The organism is Vibrio sp. E150_018 (assembly GCF_053544035.1).
Genome location: NZ_JBHGNY010000002.1, coordinates 14,514 through 36,338 on the forward strand (window position 1 = coordinate 14,514; position 21,825 = coordinate 36,338).

Annotated in this window: 21 protein-coding genes; 10 read left to right on the top strand and 11 right to left on the bottom strand. The window is 41.1% G+C overall.

What is annotated here, in order from left to right:
- Positions 1-7: 7 nt before the first annotated feature.
- Entirely contained in the window at positions 8-472 is a 465-nt protein-coding gene (locus tag ACE3G9_RS02735) for a DUF2780 domain-containing protein (RefSeq protein ID WP_417879960.1), read from the bottom strand.
- Between the two features lie 106 nt (positions 473-578).
- A complete protein-coding gene (locus ACE3G9_RS02740) occupies positions 579-1,199 on the bottom strand; it encodes an FKBP-type peptidyl-prolyl cis-trans isomerase (RefSeq protein ID WP_417879961.1) in 621 nt (206 codons plus the stop codon).
- Between the two features lie 175 nt (positions 1,200-1,374).
- Between ACE3G9_RS02740 and ACE3G9_RS02745 the strand changes: the two genes are divergently transcribed.
- Positions 1,375-2,025: a LysM-like peptidoglycan-binding domain-containing protein gene (locus ACE3G9_RS02745; protein WP_449218425.1), complete on the top strand. Its 651-nt coding sequence runs from the start codon at positions 1,375-1,377 to the stop codon at positions 2,023-2,025.
- An 11-nt stretch (positions 2,026-2,036) separates the two neighbouring features.
- On the opposite strand, the gene ACE3G9_RS02750 is transcribed toward ACE3G9_RS02745, so the two are convergent.
- On the bottom strand, positions 2,037-2,486 hold the full coding sequence (locus ACE3G9_RS02750) for a GNAT family N-acetyltransferase (protein WP_417879963.1): 450 nt from the start codon (positions 2,484-2,486) through the stop codon (positions 2,037-2,039).
- A gap of 237 nt (positions 2,487-2,723) precedes the next feature.
- Between ACE3G9_RS02750 and cobA the strand changes: the two genes are divergently transcribed.
- Genes cobA through cysC form a run of 5 tightly spaced genes read left to right on the top strand, consistent with a single transcriptional unit; the run spans position 2,724 to position 8,465 of the window.
- Complete coding sequence (gene cobA, locus ACE3G9_RS02755) at positions 2,724-3,599, top strand: uroporphyrinogen-III C-methyltransferase (RefSeq protein WP_417879964.1); 876 nt, start codon at positions 2,724-2,726, stop codon at positions 3,597-3,599.
- A gap of 58 nt (positions 3,600-3,657) precedes the next feature.
- Positions 3,658-4,566: a sulfate adenylyltransferase subunit CysD gene (gene cysD / locus ACE3G9_RS02760; RefSeq protein WP_417879965.1), complete on the top strand. Its 909-nt coding sequence runs from the start codon at positions 3,658-3,660 to the stop codon at positions 4,564-4,566.
- 29 nt (positions 4,567-4,595) lie between these two features.
- Positions 4,596-6,050, top strand: coding sequence for a sulfate adenylyltransferase subunit CysN (gene cysN / locus ACE3G9_RS02765; protein ID WP_449218426.1), 1,455 nt, complete (start codon positions 4,596-4,598; stop codon positions 6,048-6,050).
- Between the two features lie 9 nt (positions 6,051-6,059).
- Positions 6,060-7,799, top strand: a complete 1,740-nt coding sequence (locus ACE3G9_RS02770; protein WP_417879967.1) for an SLC13 family permease — start codon at positions 6,060-6,062, stop codon at positions 7,797-7,799.
- Between the two features lie 54 nt (positions 7,800-7,853).
- Positions 7,854-8,465 carry an adenylyl-sulfate kinase gene (gene cysC, locus ACE3G9_RS02775; protein WP_417879968.1) on the top strand — a complete coding sequence of 204 codons (612 nt, stop codon included), beginning with the start codon at positions 7,854-7,856 and terminating at the stop codon, positions 8,463-8,465.
- Between the two features lie 77 nt (positions 8,466-8,542).
- Here cysC and ACE3G9_RS02780 read toward each other — a convergent pair whose 3' ends face one another.
- The 5 genes from ACE3G9_RS02780 to ACE3G9_RS02800 form a co-directional block, all read right to left on the bottom strand.
- On the bottom strand, positions 8,543-9,091 hold the full coding sequence (locus ACE3G9_RS02780) for a DUF3299 domain-containing protein (RefSeq protein ID WP_449218427.1): 549 nt from the start codon (positions 9,089-9,091) through the stop codon (positions 8,543-8,545).
- Between the two features lie 2 nt (positions 9,092-9,093).
- On the bottom strand, positions 9,094-10,353 hold the full coding sequence (locus tag ACE3G9_RS02785) for an ABC transporter permease (RefSeq protein ID WP_449218428.1): 1,260 nt from the start codon (positions 10,351-10,353) through the stop codon (positions 9,094-9,096).
- On the bottom strand, positions 10,350-11,078 hold the full coding sequence (locus tag ACE3G9_RS02790) for an ABC transporter ATP-binding protein (RefSeq protein ID WP_449218429.1): 729 nt from the start codon (positions 11,076-11,078) through the stop codon (positions 10,350-10,352). The genes ACE3G9_RS02785 and ACE3G9_RS02790 overlap by 4 nt, the downstream gene beginning before the upstream one ends.
- Before the next feature lie 91 nt (positions 11,079-11,169).
- Entirely contained in the window at positions 11,170-11,835 is a 666-nt protein-coding gene (gene zrgA / locus ACE3G9_RS02795) for a zinc uptake protein ZrgA (RefSeq protein WP_449218430.1), read from the bottom strand.
- An 82-nt stretch (positions 11,836-11,917) separates the two neighbouring features.
- Positions 11,918-12,469, bottom strand: a complete 552-nt coding sequence (locus tag ACE3G9_RS02800; protein ID WP_417879973.1) for a YtfJ family protein — start codon at positions 12,467-12,469, stop codon at positions 11,918-11,920.
- Positions 12,470-12,800: 331 nt separating this feature from the next.
- Between ACE3G9_RS02800 and ACE3G9_RS02805 the strand changes: the two genes are divergently transcribed.
- Complete coding sequence (locus ACE3G9_RS02805) at positions 12,801-13,013, top strand: DUF1107 family protein (protein ID WP_156888759.1); 213 nt, start codon at positions 12,801-12,803, stop codon at positions 13,011-13,013.
- A 67-nt stretch (positions 13,014-13,080) separates the two neighbouring features.
- Here ACE3G9_RS02805 and msrA read toward each other — a convergent pair whose 3' ends face one another.
- Complete coding sequence (gene msrA, locus ACE3G9_RS02810; protein WP_417879974.1) at positions 13,081-13,716, bottom strand: peptide-methionine (S)-S-oxide reductase MsrA; 636 nt, start codon at positions 13,714-13,716, stop codon at positions 13,081-13,083.
- A gap of 170 nt (positions 13,717-13,886) precedes the next feature.
- Between msrA and tamA the strand changes: the two genes are divergently transcribed.
- From tamA to ACE3G9_RS02825, 3 genes are read left to right on the top strand one after another with little or no spacing between them, the layout of a single operon-like run.
- The gene (tamA, locus tag ACE3G9_RS02815; RefSeq protein ID WP_417879975.1) at positions 13,887-15,623 is read left to right on the top strand and encodes an autotransporter assembly complex protein TamA; all 1,737 of its coding nucleotides are present in this window, start codon (positions 13,887-13,889) and stop codon (positions 15,621-15,623) included.
- On the top strand, positions 15,623-19,426 hold the full coding sequence (tamB, locus tag ACE3G9_RS02820; RefSeq protein WP_449218431.1) for an autotransporter assembly complex protein TamB: 3,804 nt from the start codon (positions 15,623-15,625) through the stop codon (positions 19,424-19,426). Before tamA ends, tamB begins: the two co-directional genes overlap by 1 nt.
- 41 nt (positions 19,427-19,467) lie before the next feature.
- Positions 19,468-19,824 (top strand): gamma-glutamylcyclotransferase family protein, encoded by a 357-nt coding sequence (locus tag ACE3G9_RS02825; RefSeq protein WP_449218432.1) that lies wholly within the window; start codon positions 19,468-19,470, stop codon positions 19,822-19,824.
- A gap of 86 nt (positions 19,825-19,910) precedes the next feature.
- On the opposite strand, the gene ppa is transcribed toward ACE3G9_RS02825, so the two are convergent.
- Together ppa and fbp are read right to left on the bottom strand one after the other, a co-directional pair.
- Positions 19,911-20,438 (bottom strand): inorganic diphosphatase, encoded by a 528-nt coding sequence (ppa, locus tag ACE3G9_RS02830; RefSeq protein WP_417879978.1) that lies wholly within the window; start codon positions 20,436-20,438, stop codon positions 19,911-19,913.
- A gap of 233 nt (positions 20,439-20,671) precedes the next feature.
- Positions 20,672-21,682 (bottom strand): class 1 fructose-bisphosphatase, encoded by a 1,011-nt coding sequence (gene fbp, locus ACE3G9_RS02835; protein ID WP_417879979.1) that lies wholly within the window; start codon positions 21,680-21,682, stop codon positions 20,672-20,674.
- Positions 21,683-21,825: the final 143 nt, after the last annotated feature.

The following is a 21,825-nucleotide window of genomic DNA, read 5'->3' on the forward strand; positions in this document are numbered from 1 at the left end:
AAAGCAGTTATTTCCAAAGGCTAGTTAATGAGCTTAATAATCCACTGCTTGCGCCTTCGTCACCTAAATAATTCAGTACGATTGGGACATATTGTTCTACCATTGAGCTATCTAGGCCTAATTTTTCAAAAACACTTTTAACCGCGGCCATACTATCTAATGTGTTACTCGCTGATTTAGCACTATCTAAAATACCACTAAGATTAGATGATAATCCTGAGAACTCTTCTCCAGTGCTGCCAGATAATTCATTTGAAGCCATTGCTAATAGAGCTCCCGCTCCGCCGGCAGCTTGCTCGGTAGATACTCCTAATTGATTTTTTAGTGAGTTAACTAATTCGCTACTACTTTGAGCTTGAGAAGCAAGTTTAGTCACAACATCTGTATTTTCTTCGCTTAGTCCAAATAATGCATAGCTTGGTGATGAGATGACAAGGCTGGCAGAGATAAGGGTAAGGGTGAGTTTTTTCATAACTGAATTCCATATATTAATGTAGGACATAGTTATAACTGTTTTTTATGTATAAAAAAAGCAGCGATCGCTGCTTTTATACTTATTAACAACCTATAAACGATTGTTATAGGATAGCAAGAAGCTCAACTTCAAATACTAGAGCCGCAAAAGGAGGAATTGCTGCACCTGCGCCACGCTCACCGTAAGCAAGATCTTGTGGGATGTACAGTTTCCATTTTGAACCAACAGGCATAAGCTGTAGTGCTTCAACCCAACCAGCGATAACGCCAGTTACTGGGAATTCAGCAGGTTGACCGCGAGATACCGAGCTATCAAATACTGTACCGTCAGTTAATTGACCGTGGTAGTGTACGCGTACTTGCTTGTCTGATGTTGGGATTTCACCAGTACCTTCAGTGATCACTTCGTATTGAAGACCAGACTCTAGAACCGTTACTTCAGGACGTAGAGCATTATCTTTTAAGAATACTTCGCCATCTGCTGCTGCCGCTTTTGCTGCTTCAGCACGTAAAGCTTCTGCGCGGGTATGAAGCTCACGAAGTGCATTGTTAATATCATCAACTTCGATTTCAGGCATGTCACCTGTTAATGATGTTGCGATACCTTTAGCGATAGCGGCAACATTTAGACCTTCTAGGCCACTTCCTGCAAGTTGTTGACCCATTTGAAGACCAATACCGTAACTTGCTTTTTGTTCAATAGTTTCTAGTTTAACGTCAGACATGCGAATCTCTTGTTTGCTTAAATGAAGCACTAAGAATATCAGTTCTGATCAATAGATGAAACTTTGTTAGTAATATGAGCTTAACAGTTACAGCTGTAGAAAATTTTGTAATATACTGACAAAACGATTAGTTTATTGAATATCCTTGACGCAAATAATATTAGGATGATGCCACGTGAACCAACGTAAAAAAAATAACCAAAGTCGTACACAAGCCATAAGGGATAAGTTTATCCAATCAGAGCTTGTGATTAGAGTTATTGATGCTTGGCATTCTTTGCCTAAATTGCATCAGCGTATTTTGATGGTACTTATTCCACTCGTCATTGTCTTGCTGCTACTTCCTAGTGAAAAATCTTCAGAACTTCAAACTGATGAGGTTCGCGTCAAACCAGATAAGCCGTTACGTATGACGGTGCCTTTGGTGATTAACGGTGAAGAAACGGCAGCAACTAAACCTAAGCCAAAAGTTGAGAAAAGCGAAAAGCGTGTACAATTAAGTGGGCCTGAAGCGGATGAAGAAGATCAGACTGAGCGTAAGGTGAGTAATAATGCTGGGCCTGAGCCTTGGAATGACTATATCGTACAGAAAGGAGATACACTTTCGCAGATCTTCCGCAATAATGATTTACCACTATCAGATTTGAATCAGCTGGTTGAAATTCAAGGTAAGGACCAACCGTTGAGCCATATTCAATATGGCCAATTAGTTCGCTTTAAACTCACAAATCGTGGCGATTTAGATATTCTTAGAATAGAAAAAGAAGATGGCTCAGTGATGTTTTTCCGCTTATCCAGTGGTGGCTTTGCACGCAGTATGGAATAATTTCAGTATTACTATGCGCTTCTTGTCATATCAATATGAGGAATATCATCTTCTAGATATTCCTCTGAAACCTTCTTGAATCCATGTTTAGCATAATAGTGCTCAAGATGAGCTTGTGCGCCAATGGTAATATCAATATTTCCCCATAGTTGAACACTATACTCAATTGCGGTTTGAATCAGTTGATGTCCTAAACCGTTACCTCTGTGGTTTATGTCAGTCGCTACTCTTCCAATACTTGCGTTATCAAAGCTTATGCCTTTTTTAAGCAAACGAGCGCAAGCAATTAATTGATTATCTTGATAGCCTAATAGTTGATAAACACCTTTAAGCTGATCTTTGCCATCGAGCTCTGGATAAGGGCATGTTTGTTCAACCACAAACACATCCACACGCAGTTTTAGTAATTGGTAGAGTTCGTGAGTGGTAAGTTGGTCGAAAGATTTACAAATCCATTGCATAAAAACACTTCTCTTTGGCTTAGTTGGTCAGTAAGACAAACTAAGATAATCGACTTAATCGTCCAGTCAAGCTATATCCCACCTGTCTTGGTCGTCTATTTGTTTTCATTTATAAGTAGCTTTTATATTCCCTTAGCAGTTATTCGAATAAAAAATGAAATTTTAGCATTTCAGGTAATAACATCTGATCGTCATAATGATTGCCTAATAAGCATTCAGTCGAGAAGAGCTAGTAGTATGGATACGATTACTTTATTCCCAAATAGGAAGGGAAGCAGTGCAGCAGCAAACCAAGCTAGCCAAGCAAAGAGCTTGCTAAGTTTTAGTCACAGTCAATTGAAGTCTGGTCAAGTTGTGCTTATTGGTGCAGGACCTGGTGATGCTGAACTTTTAACTTTGAAAGCTTTATCTTACCTGCAACAAGCAGATGTGGTGCTGTATGACTACTTGGTTTCCGATGAGATTATGGCTCTTATTCCTAATGATACCATTTTAGTTTGTGTCGGTAAGAAAGCGGGACACCACAGTGTGCCTCAGCATAAAACCAATCAGCTATTGGTTGACTTTGCTCAACAAGGCTACAAGGTTGCTCGCATTAAAGGTGGCGATCCATTCATATTTGGTCGTGGTGGTGAGGAATTGGAAGTGTTAGCTGATGAAGGTATTGGTTTTGAAGTTATTCCTGGTATTACCGCAGCGGCTGGTGCGACTGCTTATGCTGGGATTCCGTTGACACATCGTGACTACGCCCAATCTGCCATGTTTATCACTGGTCATTTAAAATCTGAAGATGATCAGATTGAATGGTCAACGCTTGCTCGTGGCCGTCAAACTCTCGTGATCTATATGGGATTGATGAAGTCTTCTCATATCCAGCAGCAATTAATTGAACATGGTCGAGAAATCAATACCCCAATTGCCATCATTGAACGTGGTACTCAAGCTAAACAAAAAGTGCTTATTGGAACCTTATCCGAGTTAGCGAGCCTCGCTGAACATGCCCAGTCACCATCTTTAATTGTGATTGGTGAAGTGGTGAGTCTGTCATCAAAGCTCTCTTGGTTTTCCTCTCAAGATAAACAACAAAATTCAACTCAGCCGATTGCGATTTAGCTCTAGTTAGGAGCCACATCGTTGAATATTAAACGCATTTAGCGCAAGGACATGAATCATGGAACAAGAACGTTTAACCCATTTACAGCAACTTGAAGCGGAGAGTATTCATATTATCCGTGAAGTGGCTGCCGAGTTTGATAATCCTGTAATGATGTATTCAATCGGTAAAGATTCAGCGGTTATGCTACATCTAGCACGTAAAGCTTTTTATCCAGGCAAAATCCCTTTCCCTCTTTTGCATGTGGATACGGATTGGAAATTCAAAGAAATGATTGAATTTCGTGATCGCACTGCTAAGAAATATGGCTTTGATTTATTGGTACATAAGAATCCTGAAGGGTTATCGATGGGGTGTAATCCCTTTGTTCACGGTTCATCGAAACATACCGATATCATGAAAACTCAAGGCTTGAAGCAAGCACTAAATAAATATGGCTTTGATGCAGCATTTGGCGGTGCTCGTCGTGATGAAGAAAAGTCTCGTGCTAAAGAGCGTGTCTACTCATTCCGCGATAAACACCATACTTGGGACCCGAAAAACCAGCGCCCAGAGCTTTGGCATACTTATAACGGCCAGGTGAATAAAGGCGAAAGTATTCGTGTTTTCCCACTTTCAAATTGGACGGAATTGGATATTTGGCAATACATCTACCTAGAAAATATTGAGATTGTTCCTCTGTACCTTTCAGCCGTAAGACCTGTGGTTAATCGTGACGGTATGCTGATTATGGTCGATGATGAGCGTTTTCAATTCGAAGAAGGTGAAAAGGTTGAGCATAAGAGTGTGCGTTTCCGTACTTTAGGTTGCTACCCATTAACTGGCGCGATCGAATCGGAGGCGGCAACTTTGCCAGAGATCATTCAAGAAATGTTGGTGGCGACATCCAGTGAACGTCAGGGGCGCGCGATCGACCATGATCAGTCAGGATCGATGGAGCTGAAAAAACGCCAAGGCTACTTCTAAGGCCATTAAGTTATCAAAAGGATTTTATTATGAACGCAGTTGTTGAAGCCGAACTGGCTGAATTGGGCATCGAAGGTTATCTCACCCAGCATCAATATAAATCATTGATGCGTTTTTTAACCTGTGGCTCTGTTGATGATGGCAAAAGTACTTTAATTGGTCGCCTTCTCCACGATTCAAAGCAGATTTATGAAGATCAATTAGCCGCAGTGAATAGCGATAGCCAACGTGTTGGTACCACCGGTGAGAGACCTGACTTAGCATTATTGGTCGATGGGTTGCAAGCCGAACGTGAACAAGGCATTACTATTGATGTCGCGTACCGTTATTTCTCAACCAAGAAACGTAAATTCATCATTGCCGATACTCCGGGGCATGAGCAATATACCCGTAATATGGCCACTGGTGCTTCGACTTGTGATGTTGCCGTGATCTTGATTGATGCCCGTAAAGGGGTATTAGATCAAACTCGTCGTCATTCATTTATTTCTAGTTTATTAGGGATTCGCCACTTTGTTGTTGCGGTAAATAAAATGGATTTGGTGGAATATTCTGAACAACGTTTTAACGATATTCGTGAAGAATACTTAGAGTTCTCTAAAAATCTCAATCCAGATATCAATATTAAACTGATCCCGATTTCAGCATTGGAAGGCGATAACGTTGTCGATCAGACCCAGAACCTTGCTTGGTATCAAGGTCAACCACTACTGAAAATCTTAGAAGATATTGATTTAAGCCAAGAGCATACTCAAGGTGAGTTCCGCTTACCGGTGCAATATGTTAATCGCCCTAATCTCGATTTCCGTGGTTTTTCTGGCACCATTGCCAATGGAACAATTACTGTTGGCGATAGTGTGACCGCTTTACCTTCTGGTAAAAGTTCTAAAGTTGCTCGAATTGTCACCTTTGATGGTGATTTAGACTCTGCTCGAGCAGGCCAAGCGGTAACCGTTACTTTAGAAGATGAAATTGATATTAGCCGCGGTGACTTATTAGTGCCAACAGGGGCGACTATCAAAGCCACTAATCAGTTTTTAGCCGATGTGGTATGGATGACTGATCAGCCTTTCGCTGCGGGTCGTCAATACGATATTAAAGTGGCTGGTAAACAAACGGTAGGGCAACTGGAATCGATTAAGCATCAGTACGATATCAATAAATTGGAAGAGTTTGATGCGACGGAATTACCATTAAATGGTATTGGTTTATGTGAGATTTCATTAACTGAAACCGTCGCTTTAGATAAATACACGGAGTGTGCGGATACCGGTGGTTTTATCATTATCGATCGCTTAACCAACGTTACTGTCGGTGCAGGTATGGTACGTGAGTGTTTAATTGAACAGCAAATCACGACGCCTACTTCATCAAGTTTTGAAGTTGAGCTCAATGCACTGATCCGCAAGCATTTCCCTCATTGGGGAGCGAAAGATATTGGTCAGCTTTTTGATTCGTCTTCTCTTAACGATCAAAAGAAGTAAGGCAAGATTATGGTGGAGTTTACCATATGGGATAAATGGTTGGTGTTACTGCTGTTAATTGCCATTATTGGTAGTTTAATCTTCACCAAGATTAAGCCGAGCTTTATTTTCGCTACTGCCGCGTTAGTCGCCTTTATGACAGGCGCGGTAGATTTGGATGGCATCGTAAAGAACTTTACGAATTCATCCTTATTGACGTTAGTACTGTTGATCTTAGCGTCATGTGCTTTAGAGAAAACCCGTTTGATCAGTTGGATTAGTCTCCATATTTCATCAGGTCGATTGGGCAGTGTAGTGGCGAAACTTGGCTTTTCGACCGCTTTTCTTTCTTCTTTTACCAATAATACTGCGGTAGTGGTGTCCTTGATTGGTGCGATTAAGCGCAATAACTCTCACGCCCCATCACGATTATTAATTCCATTATCTTACGCCGCTATTCTTGGTGGTACTTTAACTTTAATTGGTACTTCAACGAATTTAATTATTAATAGCTTTGTTGTGGATGCAGGATTGCCGAGCCTTAGCTTTTTTGCTCCAACCTGCATTGGTTTAGCAATTTTAATGATTGGGGTTTTAGTACTGATTCCATTGAGTTATTTATTGCCACATAGCGATGTGTATGAGCAAGATGATCTTCCTTACTTTTTAGAAGCTCGAGTGGAAACCGGATCGCCTTTAATTGGTAAAAGCATTGCCCAAAATCACTTGAGAGCGTTACGTAAGTTATTTTTAGCTGAAGTGATCCGCGATGGGGTGACTATCGCATCGGTGACACCAGATCTGGTGTTACTTGAAAATGATCGTCTGTTGTTTTGTGGTGATGTTGAAAGCGTTGCCACATTACAAGAGATCCCCGGCATTACCTTATTTGGCCAGCACCACCTGAATGGACAAAGCTTCATTGAAGTCGTGGTGAGCCAGTCGGCTTCGATTTGCAATAAGACTTTAAAGTCGAGCCAATTCCGTGATCGTTTTGATGCAGTAGTCGTGGCGATTCGTCGCGGTCACGAGCGTTTAGAAGGTGGCTTAGGCAATGTAAAACTGGCCGCTGGCGATACTTTAGTCTTGGTTCCAGGAAAAGGCTTTCACTCTGCACGTCAAGATCATGGCAAAGAGTTTGTGTTGATTAACGATCTTGATTCGAGTGCTAAGCTAGATCGAACTAAATCAGCGATTGCTTTATTTGGTTTTGCTGCGGTTATAGGGTTATCACTGGTAGGAGCGATTCCTATTATCAAAGGATTAGCTGGTTACATTGTAGTGATGTTAGTACTCGGGGTAGTAGGCATTAGTGAACTCAGGCGTCGTTTTCCTATCGATATTGTGGTGATCGTGGGGGCTGCGTTGTGTTTGGCGCAGTTAATGATGTCTTCAGGCCTGTCTAAACAAATGGGTGATTTGTTCATTTATTTGTTTAATGGCGGAGGGCCAATGGGCGCGGTTATTGCCACCTATTTATTGACGCTTATTTTAACAGAGTTGATTACTAATAATGCCGCAGCCGCGTTAGCTTTTCCTATTGGTTATAGCATGGCAATAGGTTATGGCGTCGATCCTATGCCATTCATCATGGCGGTGTTGTTTGGGGCGAGCGCCAGCTTTATTTCGCCTTATGGTTACCAAACCAACCTACTGGTTTACAGTGTCGGTAATTACCATATTAACGATTTTATTAAGATAGGAGTGCCAATATCGATTGTTTATTCGATCGTGACATTGACGCTAATTCCTTATTTTTTTCCTTTTTAACGCTAACTCTTCGATATGATCGTAAGGCTAGGCTAAGTAACATGGAATCTATTAATGACCATTTTGAATAAAGACGAAAATGTCATTTGGCACCAGCATCAGGTGACCAAGCAAACGCGCTCTGAATTAAAAAATCAAAAGCCAGTGGTGCTTTGGTTTACTGGTTTATCGGGTGCGGGAAAATCGACGGTCGCTGGGGCATTAGAGTCTCAACTGGCTAGCTTGGGATATCACACCTATTTGTTGGATGGTGATAATGTGCGTCATGGTTTATGCAGTGATTTAGGGTTTTCATCTCAAGATCGTCGAGAAAATATTCGTCGTATTGGTGAGTTAGCCAAATTGATGGCCGATGCCGGTTTGATTGTACTGTCGGCATTTATTTCTCCACATCGCTCTGAACGCCAAATGGTGCGTAATTTACTTCCCGATGGTGAGTTTATTGAGGTGTTCGTTAATGCGCCTTTAGACGTGTGTGAAAAGCGCGATCCGAAAGGTTTATACAAGAAAGCGAGAGCTGGTGAGATCCCAAATTTCACTGGTATTGATTCTGAGTATCAAGCACCACAACATCCTGAAATTGATTTGCCAGCAGGCGATAAACCGTTAGATGAGCTGGTGGAGATTTGTCTACATCAGTTACGAGATAGAGCGATAATTGCTTAACCTAGTTAACCGATAGTAGAAGCAAAAAGGGAGCCGTTGAGCTTCCTTTTCGTTATTTACTTAGTTATTTGGGCTGGCTACATATCGTCATATTCTTCGATGGCATCACCTTGTAAGGTATAACCTGTCTGAGCCAGTTCATGATCCAGCACTTGAGTTTCTAATTTACCTACTACGTACACCACATCCCATAATTGTTGAACTGGTGCACCTTTTGGAAATTTGACATAAATAATCTGGTTTGGCGGTGGTGGTGGTACGTGGATACAAGCCCCAAAATATGGCACTAATAAAAACTCGGTAATAGTATTTTCATCGCCTTCTAGCGGGATAACAAAGCCAGGAATTTTGACATAACTGTTATTGAGTTCAGGGCGAGTATTACCAATTGGGTTTTGTTTTGCCTTACCGCCAGTATGATTGCTGGGATCTGGCATGCCGAGTTTATCAAAGTTCTTTTGTTCATTGACTGGAACTAAGTCTATCCAGTCAAGTTTCAATGGTTCTTGTTTTTGTGTTGCATGAGCTGTGAGAGGCACGAAAAGACACACCAATAGTATACTTAGCCATAAGAATCTATTGATGAGATGGTTTGATTGAAAAGGTTGAATGGTGATAGTTTGCATTTTTATACCTTTATGGTCATTCCATCTGCGACCGAATGACGATATGCCTTAAGTGATGGGAATAGTCCGATCACGACTCCTGAAATTTGTACCAGTAGTAGTAACATAAGGTCATGTTGGGATAAAGCGGTTAACGCAATTTTGACGCCATATTGATGCTCTATGATGGGGGCGCAAGCGGCTAACACAAGGTAGAGTATTCCTGTTCCAACCGTGATACCAAATAAGGTTAATAAACTTGCTTCACTCATCAGTAAGAAGAAGATATGCTTAGGTTGCGCTCCCATAGCACGTAAAATCGCCATTTCGCGGCGACGTTCTTGTAGTCCGGTCAGTAAACTCGTCAACATACCTAGTAGCCCGGCAATGACCACAAACCCAGAGATTACCATTAAGGCTTGCTCTGCTACCGACATCATGCCCCATAATTCACTTAATGCGATACCGGGTAAAATGGCACTTAAAGGTTCTTTGTTGTAATTATTGATTTGTCTTTGCAGCATAAAGGTTTGAATTTTCGAGTTCAGGCCTAGCATGAATGCAGTGATCTCTTTAGGCTCAAAGGTTTGCTGTTCTAATACTTTTTTATCTGGTGTTTGGCCAAGATGTGCACCGGACTCCCAACCAACATGAATGGCTTCAATCGCACTTAATGAAACATGTACGGTTTTATCTACGGGAGTTCCAGTTGGTGCTAAAATACCAGTAATGGTGAAAGGTAAGTTTTTGTGGCGAGTAAAAGACTTATCACTGATGCCATGCGCTATAATAATGTCATCACCGATTTGGTAGTTGAGTTTCTTGGCTACATCCGAGCCAATTACGGTTTCAAATAAGCTATGAAAAACTTCCCCTTGAGAGAAAGTGAGTGGTTGCTTACTTCCGTATCGGTAGAATTTAAAGTAGTCCTGATTGGTCCCCATTACGCGAAAGCCGCGGTGTGAATCCCCCAGAGAAATCGGAATTGCCCACTTAACTTGTGGCAGAGTTGCGATATCTTGATAGCTTTGCCAGCCGATATTATTGGTAGCATTACCAATGCGAAATACTGAATAAAGCAATAAATTTACTTCACCTGAGCGAGCCCCAACAATGAGATCGGTACTTGATATGGTGTTAGCAAAGCTGCTTTTCGCTTGGGTACGGATTTTTTCTACACCTAGTAACAATACTACTGAAATAGCTACCGTAATGATGGTGAGTATGGCGGTAGTTTTACGGTTGAGTAAGCTCTTCCAAGCAAGAGAGATAATCGCACTCATTCGTTTGCCTCTTGTTGTGGGTTCACTAGGCTGATTTGGTTAATGGTTGGTAAGTCAACATAGACCTCAAAGTAACGACGCAAACTAGAATCATGGCTAACAAAAATCACCGTGGCACCTGATTGATTAGCCTCTTCAATTAATAGCTCAATAAAAGCTTGGCGATTATCTTGATCTAGAGCAGAAGTTGGTTCATCGGCAATGATAATTTCGGGTTGACCGATTAATGCTCGGGCGGCGGCGACTCGTTGTTGTTGGCCAATACTCAGTTCATTGATCGGTTGTTCAAAACACGATACAGGTAAATGTAACCGAGAGAGTAATTGCTTTGCTTGTTGCTCTAAAGAGGAACTTTGTTGTTCAGCTTTGGCTTTACGATCGCGAGAAAAGCGGCAAGGCAGTAAGACATTTTCTAGTACTGATAGGTAAGGCAGTAGATTAAATTGCTGAAAGATGTAGCCAATATGTCGAGCGCGAAATTTGTCTCGTTCTGCTTGCGATAACAGATTGAGTTGCTTATCGAGAATACGAACTTGACCTGATTGCGGAGTCATTATTCCGGTTAATAAGCTTAACAAGGTCGATTTTCCACAACCGCTGGGCCCTTGAATAAATACATGTTGCTGAGGCTTAATTGCTAATTGATCTATCACTAGGGTAGGTGTGGATTGTTTCGGCCAAGTAAAGCTGACCTGTTTAAGTTCTATCGCAAGAGGCATCGTCATCTTGGTCTCTTTTCAGCTTGTCTTTTGATCAAATAACAACGCGATTAATCCTGAGACTAATCGCGCAACGTTAATTTTTTGAGCCACTATTTTACCATGTAATGGTTTGCTGTGGTTGCTTGAGTTCAATGTGTTTTTGAGCACTGTCAGTTAATAGATTAACTTCAATGGTTTGGCTTGCTGGGAAGTGACTAAACCATTGAGTATCAATTTGAGATAACTGAGGAATATTTTCACATTGGTACTGGTATTGCAGGGTAAATGCGCCATGCTTGTGGTCGTGGTCGTGGTCGTGGTCGTGGTCGTGGTCGTGGTCATGCTCATCATGATGCTCTGCATGGTTATCATGATCGTGTTCATCTTGACCTATGTTGTCTTTGACTAAGAAATTAACAGGCTGGCAATTAGCCGCAGCAGCTAAAGTGAATAACTGGTTAGGTTGTTTAAGTAAGGCAACCGCTTGTTGATAGGCTTGCTTTTCTGCTTGGCTGCTTGGCGCATGCTCAAAACCTAAGATGTCTTGCCCTGGAGATTCAATTTCGATTAGAAAATCATTGCCATCTTGCACCATGTTGAAGGTGACAATTCCATGAACATGGGCTTGATGTTGACTAAATTCATGTTGAGAGTCCGCGACAGCAGCACTAGATAGGCCGAATAGACTTGCAGATAAGATAGAAGGAATAAGAATATTTTTATGCATTGTCGAGATCTCACTGAATAAATATGGAGTGTGAGAGTAAGCGTTATGGCTCACATTCTCACCAGATAGATAACTGTTATACTATAACAATTATGTATCTGGCAAGAGAATGTTATATTATTACAATATGTATCACTTATAGGTTTTGCTTGATAAGTTGTAGAACTTGGTTAATTTGTTGCTCAGTCAGTTCGCCATCTTGATTGAAAAGAACTCGACCAGTTTTGTCTTGAACAATAATAGTTGAAGACTCTGGCGTTAGTTGCCATTGTTTTGCCACTACCCCTTCTTGATCTAATACCATTGAAGACCAAGAAAAATCTTTCTTGCCATCTTCTGCTGATGATTTTACAAATGATCCAGTGCCCCAAATTGCATCATCTTGGTTAATAATCGTGGTGGTTTGGTACTTATCTTCTGGAAACTTTGCATGTGTAATTGCTTCCATTAGAGGTGCATTCATGGCTTTCGCCCCACTTCTTCCTGCTATCGCTTGAATAACACGAACCTTGCCGAGTAGTAATTCAGTATTCCAGGGTAAGTAGTTGAAATCATCATTTTGCATGAAAATCTCACCGCCTTTTTCTACTGCTACTGCCGGTACACTGCGACCAATTTGAATATTATTTGCACTTGCAGTAAGTGAAAGCATGCTCAAAAAGAGGGCAATGGATAGTTTTCTTATCATAGTTGTCTACCTAGTTAGATACTTAAAAAGTGAGGAAGTCCTCATATAATAGCGCATAAATAGACTTGAAAAGTGTGAAATGTTGTCTGGCTCTAATTTTGCATCACTTTTTTGACTATAAGCAAATACTGCAAAATTTGCATTTGCTCTTTGTCACGAATTTGCAGCAATTTTACTGTATCAATGTGGCCTTATTGAGTTTTAGGCACTATATATTTATGAACAATTATAAATAGTAATAGCACATCAATATGTGGCACTTCAGCGCTATTGAAATGCTCTCTGAGCCTGTTAAGACGTTATCGCAAATAACAATAATCTGGATAGACTAATGAACATGCAGCCAATTTTTAATCGTTATCGCCCACTTCAAATTGCTCGTTTTGTAAAAGTGGTATTTAAAGGACACTTTGGAATCAAAGGGGTGGGGGAATTTTATTTCGACCAAGGTAAAGTGCTCTTGCCGGATGTGTCGAATAAGAAACAACTGAAGATTATGAAAGAGGTCAACTTGGCGATTCATCAATTATCGATGGAGTCTTAAATCGGGATATAAGAAAACAGGCTTAGAACGTTAAGCCTGTTTATGCAGTCTCTCTTACGCGAAGTGTTTAAGCTAGATTCGATGGGAAGCACACTCCAGTGCCACCGATGCCACAGTAGCCTTGTGGATTTTTTGCTAAATATTGTTGGTGGTAAGTCTCCGCGAGGTAGTAGTCACTCATTACCGCCAATTCAGTGGTGATATTTTTACTTAAAGATTCACCAATTGCTTGTTGGTAAGTCGCTTTACTTTGTTCTGCCATCGCGAGATCGTTTTGGTCTTCGGTATAAATCGCTGAGCGATATTGAGTGCCAATATCATTACCTTGACGCATACCTTGGGTTGGGTCATGTTTCTCCCAAAAGATCCTCAGTAACTCTTGTAGAGTCAATTGATTAGGATCGAAAATCACTCGTACTACCTCTGCATGTCCGGTTTCTCCGCTACATACTTCTTGATAAGTGGGGTTCGGGGTATAACCACCACTATAACCAACCGATGTGCTGATCACGCCATCAAGCTGCCAGAAAACACGCTCTGCTCCCCAGAAGCATCCGAGTCCTAATAATATTTCTTTACTGCCTGTTGGTTTGTCGGCAGTTAAATCTGTTTGATTAATATAATGTAACTCTGTGATGAGCATTTTTTCATCACGGCCAGCTAATGCCGTTTCTTGAGTCACTAATTTATCTTTATTCGACATATATAATCCTTATCTGGCTTTTGAGAACAGGGAAAGTCTGGTAGTTTAAGCTGCATACTATAATAGGTCCCAAACCATAGACCGATGAATCTCTGTAGTCATTTCAAATCTATGAATATTTTGAAATGACAAACTACAGCAGTTTTGACAATGAGTACAAATATTCACTTATGAAAAATAGTCACCTCGCTTCATTGTTGACCTGTTTGCTGATTTTTTCATCAGCACCGAGTTATGCGGAAACTGAACTCACCATTGACGGTTTAGATGGTGAGTTAAAAGATAATGTCTCTTCATATTTATCAGCGATTAAAGAAAGTGAGTATTCCACCTCATTGCGTTTTCAGTCGCGAGTTAAGCAAAATATTATCGATGCCCTTAAAGCTCTCGGTTATTACAATCCCACGATTCAATTTCAAATTGAAAGTGATACGGATGATCCTGACGCGGATAACGAATTAATCGTGATAGTTGATGCGGGTATTCCTACCATCATTTATGAAAGTGATATTGTAATTGAAGGCGATGCAGCCACCGATATGGACTTTATGCGTTTAATAGACCGATCAAAATTAAATTTAGGACAAGTACTGAATCACGGTAATTATGAAGGGTTAAAAAGTGCTTTGCGTAATCTCGCATTACAAAAAGGCTATTTTGATGGCCAATTTATTGATACTCGCTTACAAGTCTCACCAAGTCGAAATCAAGCTTTTGTGCACCTTCGTTATCAAAGTGGTCAACGTTACGTGTTTGGCCAAACCATTATTACTGGCAGTCAAATCGAAAAAAAGCGAGTTCAATCGTTAGTACCGTATGACAATGGTCAACCATATCAATCGGTTTTAGTCGGTGAGCTTAACCAAAACTTATCGAGTTCTGAGTGGTTTGCTAACATTTCGGTGGAGCCCGATATTGAAAGCGTAAATGAAGGTAAATCATTACCAATGAAGGTTCGAGTCTCACCGCAAACACGTAACCAAATAGAAACTGGTTTAGGTTATTCCACCGATGTTGGTCCACGTGGCAAGCTTTCATGGAAAAAACCTTGGCTCAATAAATATGGTCATAGTGTCGGTGCTAGTGTGATGTTATCGGGACCTGAAAAAACCTTTACTGCTAACTATAAGATTCCACTGGAAGATGTGCTACTTGATTATTATCTCGTACAGTACGGCTTTAAAGATGAGGATGATAATGACACCAATAGCCAAGAACAAAACCTATCGTTTGAACGCCATTGGCTCTACGATAATGGTTGGCATCGAACCATTTATTTACGTTTATTATATGAAGATTATGTGCAAGCATCCGAATTTGGCCACTCTTTATTTGTGTTACCAGGCGTTTCCTTCTCCAGAGTAAGAACGCGTGGTCATACTATGCCAATGTGGGGCGATAAACAAAGTATTAGTTTTGAATATGGCGATCCGTCACTGCTATCCGATACGAGAATTATCCGCGTGGTAGGTCATACAGGATGGATTCGCGGGATTGGTCGTAATCATCGCTTTCTGACTAGCTTAGGCGCAGGAGGCGCTTTTGCTGATAACTGGTCGGAAGTACCACCATCATTACGCTTTTTTGTCGGTGGGGTGAACTCACTGCGTGGCTATGGTTATGAAGAAGTCTCACCAAGAAATAGTAGCAATGAGCTAGAAGGTGGTGCTTATATGGCAACGTCTAGTTTGGAATATCAATATCGAGTAACCGGCAATTGGTGGGGCGCGGCATTTTTAGATGTTGGTGATGCTTGGACCGATACCCCAGAATGGAAACGAGGTGTTGGCCTTGGAGTGCGCTGGGCTTCTCCTGTGGGGCCAGTACGTCTAGATTTTGCTTATGGGTTAGATGCCGATGATGGTGATGAATTCCGTATCCACTTTACCTTAGGTCCTGAGTTGTAATGAAGCGATTACTTAAATGGCTACTTGGCATTATTTTATTGATCCCAACGACGGTTTTGGTTGCTTTGCTATTAGTTGCGCTATTGTTGTTTACCAATGTTGGTTTAAACAGTGGTTTGTGGGTAGCGCAAAAATTAGTGCCAGAGCTAAAGGTGGGCTCCACCGAAGGTAGCTTATTACCTACTTTCACTTTGCACGATGTTCAATATAACGATGAAACGTTAGGCGTTGCGACGGAATTAAAGCGCTTTGATTTCTCCACCTCAATTGATTGTTTATTTGAGCACTCAGTGTGTATTGATACTATCGCGGTCGATGGCCTGAAGTTTTCAATGTCGGATGCGCCTGCTTCTGAAAGTACTGAGCCAGAGGATAGTAGCTCATTAATGCCAGCCATTTTCATCCCTATTCCAGTGTCACTAACGCACCTCACTCTTAATGATATTGATTTGAATATTTTGGGCTATAAAGCCTCTTGGAAGCACTTTTCTACCGGGCTTTATATGCAAGGGCGTACACTGAGATTGCGTCCAACTAATTGGAAAACCATTCGTTTAATTTTAGCACCCGATGAGGCTGACAAAACGCCTGAGTCGGTCGATAAAACCCCATTAGCACAGCGGCCCGATATTCTTCTACCTAAAGTTGCATTGCCTATCAATTTGCAAGTCGAACCATTTAATGTTGATGACTTTATTTTTCTACAAGATTCACCGATTAAAGTGAATCATCTAGGTTTCAAAGGCTCACTGACGGGGAGCCAACTTGATATCCGAGATCTTAAGCTTGATATGCCACAGGCCGATTTAGATTCAAATGCCAAGCTAACCATGTCTGGAGATTACCCGTTAACGCTGCAAGCGAAAGGTCTAGTCAAAATGGCGGAATATTCAGGCCAGACGATCACCTTAGATGCCAAAGGGAGTGTCGCGAATCTTAATGTATCGAGTGAACTTTCGGGGGGAGTGGAAGCGAAAATCAAGGCTCACCTTAAACCGCTGAAAGCCACGTTACCATTTGGCTTATCTATTAAAGATGCGAAAGCACAGTGGCCAGTTAAAGGACAAGCTGATTATAACGTTAATATTGAACATTTAGATGGTAGTGGTTCATTAGAGGGCTATCAATTTGACTTAAACTCGCAAGTTTCAGGTAAGGATATTCCGGCCTCAGATATCGAATTTGATGCAAAGGGCGATCTTGATCAGATTGAATTACATAAACTAAATATTGCGACGCTTGGTGGCAATGTTACCGGTCAGGCGATGGTTAATTGGCAAGCGCCATTAAATTGGAAAGCAACCTTAGGTTTGAGTGATATTCAGCCCGGAATGCAATGGCCACAAGCGGAAGGTATCCTCAACGGCAGCTTAATTAATACCGGAAACTTAACGACACAAGGAGGTTGGAAAGTACAGTTTCCAAGCTTGGCGATAGATGGCAAGTTACGTGGTTATCCACTGTCTTTAAAAGGTCAGTTAAATGCCAGTGATCTTCATGGCAAAGGCCTATACATTGTTAGAACTCGCGGATTAAAACTTTCTCACGCAAAAAATAGTGTCAGAATTAAAGGTAGGGTTGAGCAGCAGTGGGATATGAATATAGCGCTTCATATGCCCAAACTGGAAACTACCATTCCAGAGCTAAAAGGCCAAGCGATGGGCAATATTCAGTTGCGTGGCGAACAAAAGTCGCCGCAAATCTTGACCGACTTATCGATCAGCGATATCGATTGGAAGCAAGGTGAAGCCACATTAAAATCGCTGCTAGTTAAAGGGCAAGTTTCACCTTTGCCATCACCAAGTGGGGATATTCGCTTGAATGCTCAAGGTGGTTTATATCAAGAACATCAACTCAAAGATCTGACTTTAGCTTTTAAAGGTAATGAGCAAGAGCATCAACTCGATCTTGATATGATGACGGATTTATTTTCAACCAGCCTCGCGGTTAAGGGAGGAATAAAAAATAAGCCACAACAAACTAAGCCAAGTGAAGCGTGGCAAGGGCAATTAGCGTCGGCACAAATTACCTTAATGGAATCAAAAACCAACCAACAAACCAACCCCATCTGGCAGATTGATCATCCCGTTGAGATCAGCTATCAATTGTCATCTCAACGTGTGAGTGTGCAAGCGCATTGTTGGCAACATCTACCTTCGAAAATTTGTTTAGATAAAGACCTTTCTGTCGGTAACGATGGCGAGGTGACGTTGTCTATTCAACAATTTTCTTTTGATGAGTTGGCCGTTTTCCTTCCTGAAGATACAGAGATTAATGGTGAGTTAAATGTTAACGCTTGGCTGAAATGGGCAAACAATAAAGCACCGCAGGCGAAGTTAGATGTTGATATTCCTCAAGGTAATGTCGTTCAGAAATTGGATACCCCACTTACGATTCCTTGGGATAAGATTCAATTATCTGCTAATTTACAACAAAATAAGCTCGATATGAGTTGGTTATTGGCGTTAACTAATAATGGCCAAGTTAAAGGTCAAGCCACTATTCCCAATGTTCAAGATCAACAAATGTCGATTGATGGTGATAATACTATTGAGGGGATTCATCTTGGTTTTTTACGTCCTTTTCTCGGTGAGCAAAATCGGCTTAATGCTAATGTGAATTCCAAGCTCGATTTTAATGGCCCTATTCTCAATCCTAAAGTGTTGGGCAATTTTGGTATTGACGATTTTCAAGTAGAAGGCCCATTGTTCCCGGTTGATATTCATCAAGGAGAAGTCAAAACTCAATTTAATGGTTATTCGGCGACCTTAAATAGTGCATTAGAAACCGATGATGGTGATTTACAGCTACAAGGACATGCCAATTGGGCGCAGCGTAATAACTGGTATGCCAATTTACGCGCCTTTGGTGATGAACTGAAAGTTGAAGCTCCACCTATGGTATCTTTAAAAGTAAAACCAGACCTCACCATTGCGATTACGCCTACACTAGCAAAAATCACCGGTAATATTGATATTCCTTGGGGGAGAATTTTAGTCGAAGAACTACCAGAAAGTGCGGTAGGTTTATCGAAAGATGAAATCATTTTGGATGAAGATCTGAATCCGGTAGAAGAGAATAATGGCCTATCAATGGCGATAGAGAGCGATATTACTATCAATATTGGTGATGATGTCAGTTTGTCGGCATTTGGTTTAAAAGGTTATTTAGTAGGAAGTTTGAAAGTTTCTCAGAAAGATAAAGGCCCATTTATTTTAGGTGAAGTAAGAATTGAAGAAGGTTATTACCAATCCTTTGGCCAAGACTTGATCATTAAAGAGGGGAAAATTTTAATGAATGGTCCGGCGGATCAACCTTATGTGGCAATTAAAGCGATCCGAAATCCAGACAATACTCAAGATGATGTGATTGCCGGGATTAAAGTGAATGGCCCTGCTGATGCGCCAGAAGTTAAAGTATTTTCTGAGCCAGCGATGTCGCAAACTAATGCTTTATCATATTTATTACGCGGCCAAGGAATAGAAGATGGTTCAAGTGGCAGTACCATGACGACTGCATTAATCGGTTTAAGTTTGGCTAAAAGTGGTCAGTTAGTTGGTGAGCTTGGTGAAGCCTTTGGAGTGCAAGACTTACAACTGGGAACCACGGGCTCGGGGGATGATTCTCAGGTTACGGTAAGTGGTTATATTGCACCAGGTCTACAGGTGAAGTATGGCGTCGGAATATTTAATGCATTAGGTGAGTTTACCGTGCGTTATGAATTGCTTACCGATTTCTATGTTGAAGCGGTGACGGGAGTCGATAGTGCCGTCGATTTCCTCTATCAGTTTAGTGTAAATTGATGGTGAATAGATTTTATAGTGATGAATAAAAAGGAACAATCATGTCACACCGTGTTTTAGTTTATGGCACGTTACGCCAAGGAGAGTCGAATCATCACTTATTAACAAATAGCCAATTTTTAGGCAATGTAGTAACGGAAGCGCAGTTTCAGCTGTTTGATTTAGGGCCTTATCCTGCGGCGATAAAAGGTGAGCAGGCTTTAGTGGCTGAAGTGTATTTAGTTGATGATGATACCATGAAGCGACTGGATATATTGGAAGACTACCCTAATGAATATGACCGAGAGCTAGTCACTACGCCACATGGGCAAGCGTGGATATATTTATATCAAAACAAACGCTTATTGACGAAAGGCATACCGTCTGGAGATTGGTGTCAATTTCGAGAGTCGTTTTAGTCTTGAGCGTAATCTTTAAATAATTGGAATAAAAAAGAGCCGATAATGGCTCTTTTTTCATTGTGTTAGGTTTGAAGCGAGAGTCATTATTTCTGAGCGCGCTCGTAAGATTCTAGAATTTCTTTACGTGCTGCTGCGACATCTTCCCAGCCATCAACTTTTACCCATTTGCCTTCTTCAAGATCTTTGTAGCGCTCAAAGAAATGGGTAATTTGAGATTTAAGCAACTCAGGAACATCGTTGATGTCTTGAATGTGCTCGTATTCTTTAGATAGTTTGCTGTGAGGTACCGCAATCACTTTGGCATCTTCACCAGACTCATCTGTCATTTTTAATACGCCAACCGGACGGCAACGAATTACGGAACCTGGCATTAATGGAAATGGCGTTGGAACTAAAACATCAACGGGATCGCCATCTAAAGAGAGGGTGTTATTTACATAACCATAGTTACATGGGTAGAACATCGGTGCCGACATAAAGCGGTCAACAAATACTGCGCCACTGTCTTTATCGACTTCATATTTAATTGGGTCTGCATTAGCAGGGATTTCGATCACTACATATAAGTCGTCTGGTAGTGATTTACCAGCAGGTACATTATTCAAGCTCATTGGGCTTCCTTTCTTTATTTTGCATCAATTAGATTTGAAATTAACGGCTTTGATTATAACGTGACTTGTTAAGGGGTTGTAAAGGGCTTACGTGAAATATGCGAAGGAAATTCTAACGAAGCGACAAGAAAAAAGAGAAGCAACAAGAAGCAGTAAGAGAAAAGATTAATAACAAGAGAAAAAGATAGGAGGAATAAGCTCCTCCTATCTTTATTGTTAGTCGAGGCAATGAGCTATTCAGGATATTGCTCTAAAAAGCTTTCTACTTTATCGACCATTAATGGTGAGCCAACGACAAAAGGAACTCGTTGATGTAGCTCAGTTGGCTTTAAATCCATGATACGGTTTTTACCATCGGTTGCTTTTCCGCCAGCTTGCTCCATTAGAAAAGCAATCGGGTTGCACTCGTACAATAATCGTAACTTACCATTTGGATGGCTTTCAGTGCTTGGGTAGAGGTAGACCCCACCTTTTAATAAGTTGCGGTGAAAGTCAGCGACTAAAGAGCCAATGTAACGAGAAGTATAAGGACGATTATCTTCTGGCACATTTTCTTGGCAATACTTGATGTATTTTTTGATGCCAGTTGGGAAACGAATGTAGTTACCTTCATTAATTGAATAGATGGTGCCAGATTGTGGGATCGTCATCTGTTCGTGAGATAGGCAAAATACGCCAAGTGATGGGTCGTAAGTGAAGCCATGCACGCCATTGCCAGTCGTGTAAACCAACATAGTAGAAGAGCCGTAAATAATATAACCAGCCGCCACTTGCTTATGACCCGGTTGTAGGAAATCTTCTTCGGTTGGTGGAGTGCCAATTGGAGAAACGCGGCGATAAATTGAGAAGATGGTGCCAACTGAAACATTCACATCAATGTTAGATGAACCATCAAGTGGATCCATTAACACTACGTATTTGGCATTTTTATTAAGATCTTTATTAAAGGCAACTGCCTCATCTTCTTCTTCACTGGCTACGCCACAGACTTGATCGCGAGCTTCTAATGCCGCTTTAAATTTGTCATTAGCGTACAAATCAAGTTTTTGTTGTTCTTCTCCTTGAACATTCTCTGCGCCCACCGAGCCAGTAATATCAACTAGTCCGGCTTTATTGATTTCCCTATTGACTATTTTAGCTGCCAATTTAATAGAACCGAGTAGAGAAGATAAGTCTCCACTGGCATGAGGGAAGTGGTGTTGGTTTTCGACAATAAATTCACCAAGTGTACGCATGGTCGACATGTTTAATCCTTTTGTGTCGTTAAGCTACGGGTGTGTTCGGGGCTAACTCATTGTAAAAGGATAAACTTTTTTATGGTAATGAAGTAACTATGCCAACAGCAGAAAATGTTTAATTCTTATTTCAGTTTATATCCTTTCAATTC

What these genes read in the sequence shown, in the direction of transcription:
- ACE3G9_RS02785 (WP_449218428.1), bottom strand. Translation starts at nt 10,353, where the DNA reads ATGAGTGCGATTATCTCTCTTGCTTGGAAGAGCTTACTCAACCGTAAA.
- ACE3G9_RS02735 (WP_417879960.1), bottom strand. Translation starts at nt 472, where the DNA reads ATGAAAAAACTCACCCTTACCCTTATCTCTGCCAGCCTTGTCATCTCA.
- tamB (WP_449218431.1), top strand. Translation starts at nt 15,623, where the DNA reads ATGAAGCGATTACTTAAATGGCTACTTGGCATTATTTTATTGATCCCA.
- ACE3G9_RS02780 (WP_449218427.1), bottom strand. Translation starts at nt 9,091, where the DNA reads ATGCAAACTATCACCATTCAACCTTTTCAATCAAACCATCTCATCAAT.
- cysN (WP_449218426.1), top strand. Translation starts at nt 4,596, where the DNA reads ATGAACGCAGTTGTTGAAGCCGAACTGGCTGAATTGGGCATCGAAGGT.
- ppa (WP_417879978.1), bottom strand. Translation starts at nt 20,438, where the DNA reads ATGAGCTTGAATAATGTACCTGCTGGTAAATCACTACCAGACGACTTA.
- ACE3G9_RS02740 (WP_417879961.1), bottom strand. Translation starts at nt 1,199, where the DNA reads ATGTCTGACGTTAAACTAGAAACTATTGAACAAAAAGCAAGTTACGGT.
- msrA (WP_417879974.1), bottom strand. Translation starts at nt 13,716, where the DNA reads ATGTCGAATAAAGATAAATTAGTGACTCAAGAAACGGCATTAGCTGGC.
- ACE3G9_RS02825 (WP_449218432.1), top strand. Translation starts at nt 19,468, where the DNA reads ATGTCACACCGTGTTTTAGTTTATGGCACGTTACGCCAAGGAGAGTCG.
- cysC (WP_417879968.1), top strand. Translation starts at nt 7,854, where the DNA reads ATGACCATTTTGAATAAAGACGAAAATGTCATTTGGCACCAGCATCAG.
- tamA (WP_417879975.1), top strand. Translation starts at nt 13,887, where the DNA reads ATGAAAAATAGTCACCTCGCTTCATTGTTGACCTGTTTGCTGATTTTT.
- fbp (WP_417879979.1), bottom strand. Translation starts at nt 21,682, where the DNA reads ATGTCGACCATGCGTACACTTGGTGAATTTATTGTCGAAAACCAACAC.
- ACE3G9_RS02750 (WP_417879963.1), bottom strand. Translation starts at nt 2,486, where the DNA reads ATGCAATGGATTTGTAAATCTTTCGACCAACTTACCACTCACGAACTC.
- cobA (WP_417879964.1), top strand. Translation starts at nt 2,724, where the DNA reads ATGGATACGATTACTTTATTCCCAAATAGGAAGGGAAGCAGTGCAGCA.
- ACE3G9_RS02805 (WP_156888759.1), top strand. Translation starts at nt 12,801, where the DNA reads ATGAACATGCAGCCAATTTTTAATCGTTATCGCCCACTTCAAATTGCT.
- ACE3G9_RS02790 (WP_449218429.1), bottom strand. Translation starts at nt 11,078, where the DNA reads ATGACGATGCCTCTTGCGATAGAACTTAAACAGGTCAGCTTTACTTGG.
- ACE3G9_RS02770 (WP_417879967.1), top strand. Translation starts at nt 6,060, where the DNA reads ATGGTGGAGTTTACCATATGGGATAAATGGTTGGTGTTACTGCTGTTA.
- ACE3G9_RS02800 (WP_417879973.1), bottom strand. Translation starts at nt 12,469, where the DNA reads ATGATAAGAAAACTATCCATTGCCCTCTTTTTGAGCATGCTTTCACTT.
- cysD (WP_417879965.1), top strand. Translation starts at nt 3,658, where the DNA reads ATGGAACAAGAACGTTTAACCCATTTACAGCAACTTGAAGCGGAGAGT.